Annotated in this window: 5 protein-coding genes; 4 read left to right on the forward strand and 1 reads right to left on the reverse strand. The window is 75.2% G+C overall.

From position 1 onward, the window contains the following. Window positions 1-30: 30 nt before the first annotated feature. Window positions 31-996, reverse strand: a complete 966-nt coding sequence (locus EF903_RS28765; protein ID WP_125547936.1) for a HAMP domain-containing sensor histidine kinase — start codon at window positions 994-996, stop codon at window positions 31-33. 294 nt (window positions 997-1,290) lie between these two features. Between EF903_RS28765 and EF903_RS35585 the strand changes: the two genes are divergently transcribed. The 4 genes from EF903_RS35585 to EF903_RS28785 all read left to right on the forward strand — a co-directional run bounded on the left by EF903_RS35585 (window position 1,291) and on the right by EF903_RS28785 (window position 4,817). Continuing rightward, window positions 1,291-1,620 carry a TraR/DksA C4-type zinc finger protein gene (locus EF903_RS35585; RefSeq protein ID WP_260616064.1) on the forward strand — a complete coding sequence of 110 codons (330 nt, stop codon included), beginning with the start codon at window positions 1,291-1,293 and terminating at the stop codon, window positions 1,618-1,620. A 54-nt stretch (window positions 1,621-1,674) separates the two neighbouring features. After that, window positions 1,675-2,040 (forward strand): TraR/DksA C4-type zinc finger protein, encoded by a 366-nt coding sequence (locus tag EF903_RS28775; protein ID WP_260616065.1) that lies wholly within the window; start codon window positions 1,675-1,677, stop codon window positions 2,038-2,040. Then, on the forward strand, window positions 2,037-2,999 hold the full coding sequence (locus EF903_RS28780) for a hypothetical protein (RefSeq protein ID WP_312845975.1): 963 nt from the start codon (window positions 2,037-2,039) through the stop codon (window positions 2,997-2,999). The genes EF903_RS28775 and EF903_RS28780 overlap by 4 nt, the downstream gene beginning before the upstream one ends. A 276-nt stretch (window positions 3,000-3,275) precedes the next feature. Then, window positions 3,276-4,817 carry a fused MFS/spermidine synthase gene (locus tag EF903_RS28785; RefSeq protein WP_125547937.1) on the forward strand — a complete coding sequence of 514 codons (1,542 nt, stop codon included), beginning with the start codon at window positions 3,276-3,278 and terminating at the stop codon, window positions 4,815-4,817. The last annotated feature ends 41 nt before the right edge of the window (window positions 4,818-4,858 follow it).

The following is a 4,858-nucleotide window of genomic DNA, read 5'->3' on the forward strand; positions in this document are numbered from 1 at the left end:
GCTCGGGAAGGGGTGCGGGCTCGGGCATCGTCAAGGCTCCGTGAGCGCGGGGGCGGTGAGGCGGATGCGGGTGCCCGACCCGGGGGCGGAGGTGAGGTGGAGGGCGGCTCCCGCGAGGAGGGCGCGTTCGCGCATGCCGCGGATCCCGGCTCCCTCGCAGGCTCCCCCGATGCCCCGGCCGTCGTCGGCGATCTCCAGCACGACCGCGCCGTCGGCTCCGTGCAGGCTGACGCCGATACGGCGTGCGTCGGCGTGCCGGGCCGCGTTCGTCAGGCCTTCCTGGGCGACCCGGTACAGGACGAGTTCGGTCTCCGGCTCCAGCGCCGGCAGACCGGTCTCGAAGTGGCGCACGACGTGCAGGCCGGTGTGGGCGGAGAAGTCCTGGGTGAGCGATGTCAGGGCGCTGACCAGGCCCAGGTCGTCGAGGACGCCCGGGCGCAGGCGGCGTACGAGGCGGCGTACCTCGTCCAGGCTGTCGCGGGTGATCTCCCGGGCCTGCTGGAGCTCCTCGCGCAGGGGTGCGTCGGCGGTGTCCGCGGCGCGGCCCAGCACCAGCAGGATCGCGGTCATGCTCTGGCCGACCTCGTCGTGCAGTTCCTGGGCGATCCGGCGGCGCTCCGCCTCCTGGGCGAGGAGTACGCGGGCGCTGGATGCGGCCCGTTCCTGTTCCAGCCGGTCCAGCATGGCGTTGAACGCGCGGATCAACTGGCCGATCTCGCCGTCCGCCCCTCCGCCGGGGCCGGGCATGGGCAGGCGCTGGCCGGGGCGCAGCAGGTCGACGGTGGCCATCAGGGCCTTCAGCCGGTCCAGCGGTGCCAGGCCCCAGCGCAGCAGGGCCGCGTTCGCGACGAGCATGACGACGAGGCCGCCCACCAGGATGACCGCCTCGGTGAGGAGTACCGGTACCGAGACGGTCACCGGTGCCCACAGCAGGAGCGCGGTCGCGGCGCCCAGCACCACGCCGTTGAGCCCGAAGATCCGCCAGAACAGTGACACCGGCCCGGCCCCCTTCCTTTGATTGCGAACGTAATAGCGCCACTCTGCCTTTGCTTCTGTCGGGTGTCGATGGGTCTTGACCCCCATATCCACGGCTTGTCGGCGGTCATGTGGTCATGGCGGGGAGTGTGGGATGGGGCCTGGTACCCATGTCTTTCGCGCGGGGCAGTGGGCAGAGTCGAAGGACCGCAGCGCCGCAGCCGTCGGTCGCCGACCCCCGGCCGCCGGCCGGGCGCTGCCGTGGAAGCGGGTGCCGACCCCCTGCACCCGGAGCCGACCCGAAGGGACTCTCTCGTGCCTCTCGACGTTTCCCAGACCGGCCCGCACCGCGGCCGGCTGTCCGCCCAGGACGCGCGCCGGCGTCTCGAACACGCCCGCAGCAGCCGGGTCGCCCAAGTCCAGGCCCTCCTCGAAGGCGGGCAGAGCGCGGACGGCCACCTGATGTCCGCGCAGGCCGAGGCCGGCAGGCGGGTGCTCGAGGAGATCGAGGCGGCGTTCGCCCGCCTCGACGACGGCTCCTACGGCACCTGTCTGAGCTGTTCCGCGGTCGTCCCCGCCGAGCGCCTGGAGATCCTGCCCTATACGCGGTACTGCGTCGCCTGCCAGAACCGCCTCGCCACCTGACTCCGACCAGGCAGCCCAGTCCGCGTGTCCGCCCTGCTCACAAGGGGTGTCGTCGTGAACCACCAGACCGTCAACGGCCCGAGCGCCAACCTGTCGTTCGAGGACCTCGCGGCCCTGCAGGAGAACCTGCACGAGCAGCTCCTTTTCCGGCAGGAGCAGTTGCGGAGGATCGCCGCTGCGTCGCAGGCGGAGGAGTCGCAGGGGCGCCGCTCCCCGGGGCGGGTCGAGGTGCAGGCCAAGCTGGCCGCGTCGGCGCGCATGGTCCTCGCCGACGTCCGGGCGGCGCTGCAGCGCATCGCCGAGGGCCGCTACGGCACCTGCCACCTGTGCCGCCGGCCGATCGAGCGGGAACGCCTGGCCATCGTGCCGCAGGCCCGCTACTGCGCGCGCTGCCAGCAGGTGCGGGAGGCCGGGCGGTGAGCCCGGTCCACGGACGTGGTGCCGGCCTGCCCGCCGGGACTCCGCCCCGGCCGCCGCTCCCGCAGGGCGAGGGCCTGGCGCTCGACATGGGCAGTGCCCGCACGCGGGTCTGGGTCGCGAGCCGCGGGGTGGTCCTCGACGCGCCCGGGCTCAACGCGCCGGACGTGCGGCCCGGGCACCACCCGGTCGGGCACGGCACCATCGCGGACGTCCCCGAGACGGCCCGGAGGCTCGACCGGATGCTCGGCCCCCACATGCCGCGCCGCGCCCGTCCCCTGGTCGTGGTCACCACGCGCGTGATGCAGGGCCCGGTGTACCGGGAGCAGGCCCGCGCGGTCGTGGAGGTGCTGCGCCCGCGAGCCGTCCTGACCCTGTCCACCGCTCGCGCCGCGGCCCTTGCGGCGCACGCCGACCTCGCCCGGCCGCTGCTGGTGGCGGACGTCGGCGCCCACTCCAGCGAGGTCGTCCTGCTCGTCGACGGCGCGGTCGTCGACGCACGCAGCACCGCGCTGGGCACCGACGGCCCGGTCGGGACCGTTCCGTCGGAGGAGCTCGGGAACGCGGTCGCCGCAATGGTGCGTGCCATGCTGCGCCAGGACCGCACCGCCGTCACCGCCGCCGCGCTGAACCGGGGCGTACTCCTGGCCGGCGGCGGCGGGCTGCGCCCCGACCTCGTCCCGCTGCTCGCCGATGGCCTGCAGGCTCCGGTGGTGGCGGTCCGGGCGCCGCACACCGCTGCGGTCCGCGGCGCCGCCCGGGTGCTGTACGCCGCGCAGCGCCATCCGTCGGCCCGGGCCTGCTTCCGGACCGGACCGGTGCGCCCGCGGCGGACCGCGCGTCAGGTCGCGCCGGCGCCCCCGCCGTCCGGTACCGCAGGCAGCGAGGGCTACCCGGCCGCTCCGCCGGCGCCCCTCCGGCGGGGGGCCGCAGGGGGCTCCTCCTCCGGCTGCGGCTCGTAGGAATCCCGAGCGAGGCCGGGCCCTTCCGCCGACGCGTCGGCGGAAGGGCGGGAACCGCCTCCCGCCCCTACCGGGCTCGGAGCCGGCCCGCGGGCTCACCGGACTTCCGGCGGCAGCCGTTCGCGACGCGGATGGTTTCGGGGCGGGACCGGAACGGTCGGATTCGGCTGCGAGGTGATCGGGAGTGGCCACGCCGCCCGGCGGTTGCGGCGGGAAGTGGCCGGCTGTCGTTCACGACCGGCGTCCGGGAAGGCGTTGCGTGCAAGGATGGCGGCCGTGACCAGTTCACCGTCCCCGCCCGTCACCGAGGGCACCGGTACTCCTCCCCGCGGCCGCCTCGGCCCCTGCGCGGCCTTCGCGCTCGTGTTCGGGTCCTCGGCTGCCGTCCTGGTGGTCGAAATCGTCGCCCTGCGGCTGCTGGCCCCGTACCTCGGCCTCACCCTGGAGACCAGCACCCTGGTGATCGGCATCGCGCTCACGGCGATCGCCGCCGGGTCCTGGCTGGGCGGGCGCCTCGCCGACCGCGTCGATCCCCGGCGGCTCGTCGGGCCGGCGCTCGGGGTGTCGGGGGTGGTCGTGGCCCTCACCCCCGCCCTGCTGCGCACCACTGCGGAACGGGCCCCGGCGGCGCTCCTGCTGACGGCCTCGCTGACCATCCTCGTGCCCGGCGCACTGCTGTCGGCGGTGACGCCCATCGTGACCAAGCTGCGTCTGACCAGCCTGGCGGAGACGGGAACGGTCGTCGGCAGGCTGTCGGGTGCGGGCACGTTCGGCGCCATCGTCGGGACCGTCCTCACCGGCTTCGTCCTCGTGTCGCGCCTGCCGGTCAGCGGCATCCTCATCGGCCTCGGCACGCTGCTGGCGGCCGGTTCCGCGCTGGTGGAGTGGCGCAGGCGCGGGTGGACCGGCACGCCTGTGCTCGCACTCGCGGTCCTCGCCGGCGGCCTCGCCGTCACGGCGGCTCCCGGCGACTGCGACGTGGAGACCCGCTACCACTGCGCGCGCATCGTCGCGGACCCGGCCCGGGCCACCGGCCGCACGCTCGTCCTGGACGGCTTGCGGCACTCCTACGTCGACGTCGACGACCCGGCCGTCCTGGAGTTCACGTACGTGCGCGCCATCGCGTCGGTGGTCGACGCCGCCTTCCCCGAGGGGCGGCCGCTCGCCGCCCACCACCTGGGCGGCGGCGGACTCACCCTCCCCCGCTACCTCTCCGCCGCGCGCCCCGGGACGCGCAGCGTCGTGTCCGAGATCGACGGCGGCGTCGTCCGCATCAACCGCGACCACCTCGGGCTGAGGCCGGACAGCGGTGTCGACGTGCGCGTCGAGGACGGCCGGCTCGGCCTGCGGCGCTTGGACGCGGACAGCCGCGACCTCGTCGTCGGCGACGCCTTCGGGGGCGTGAGCGTGCCCTGGCACCTCACGACGGCGGAGGCGATGGCCGACGTACGCCGCGTGCTCAACGGGGGCGGCGTGTACGTCGCCAATCTCATCGACCACGGCGACATGGCCTTCGCACGGGCCGAAGTCGCCACGCTGCGCGGGGTTTTCGAGCACGTCGCCATCGCCGGCGAGCCCGAGGACATCGGCCTCGACCGCGCCATCGCACCCTCGGGCGGCAATCTCGTGGCCCTCGCCTCCGACCGGCCGCTCGACGTCCCCGCGACCCAGCGCGCGCTGGACGCCCGCGGGACCGGTTGGAAGCTCGCCACCGGTGACGGCCTCGCCTCCTGGATCGGCGACGCCCGGCCGCTGACCGACGACCACGCACCCGTCGACCAGCTCCTCCAGCCGTACGGCCCCCCGCGCAGCCGTTGACGAAGACCGCCCTGGTGGGGCGGGGGGTGTCAGGCGGGGCG

The sequence above is a fragment of the Streptomyces sp. WAC05292 genome, from assembly GCF_003949955.1.
In the GTDB taxonomy this organism is placed as follows: Bacteria; Actinomycetota; Actinomycetes; order Streptomycetales; family Streptomycetaceae; genus Streptomyces; species Streptomyces globosus.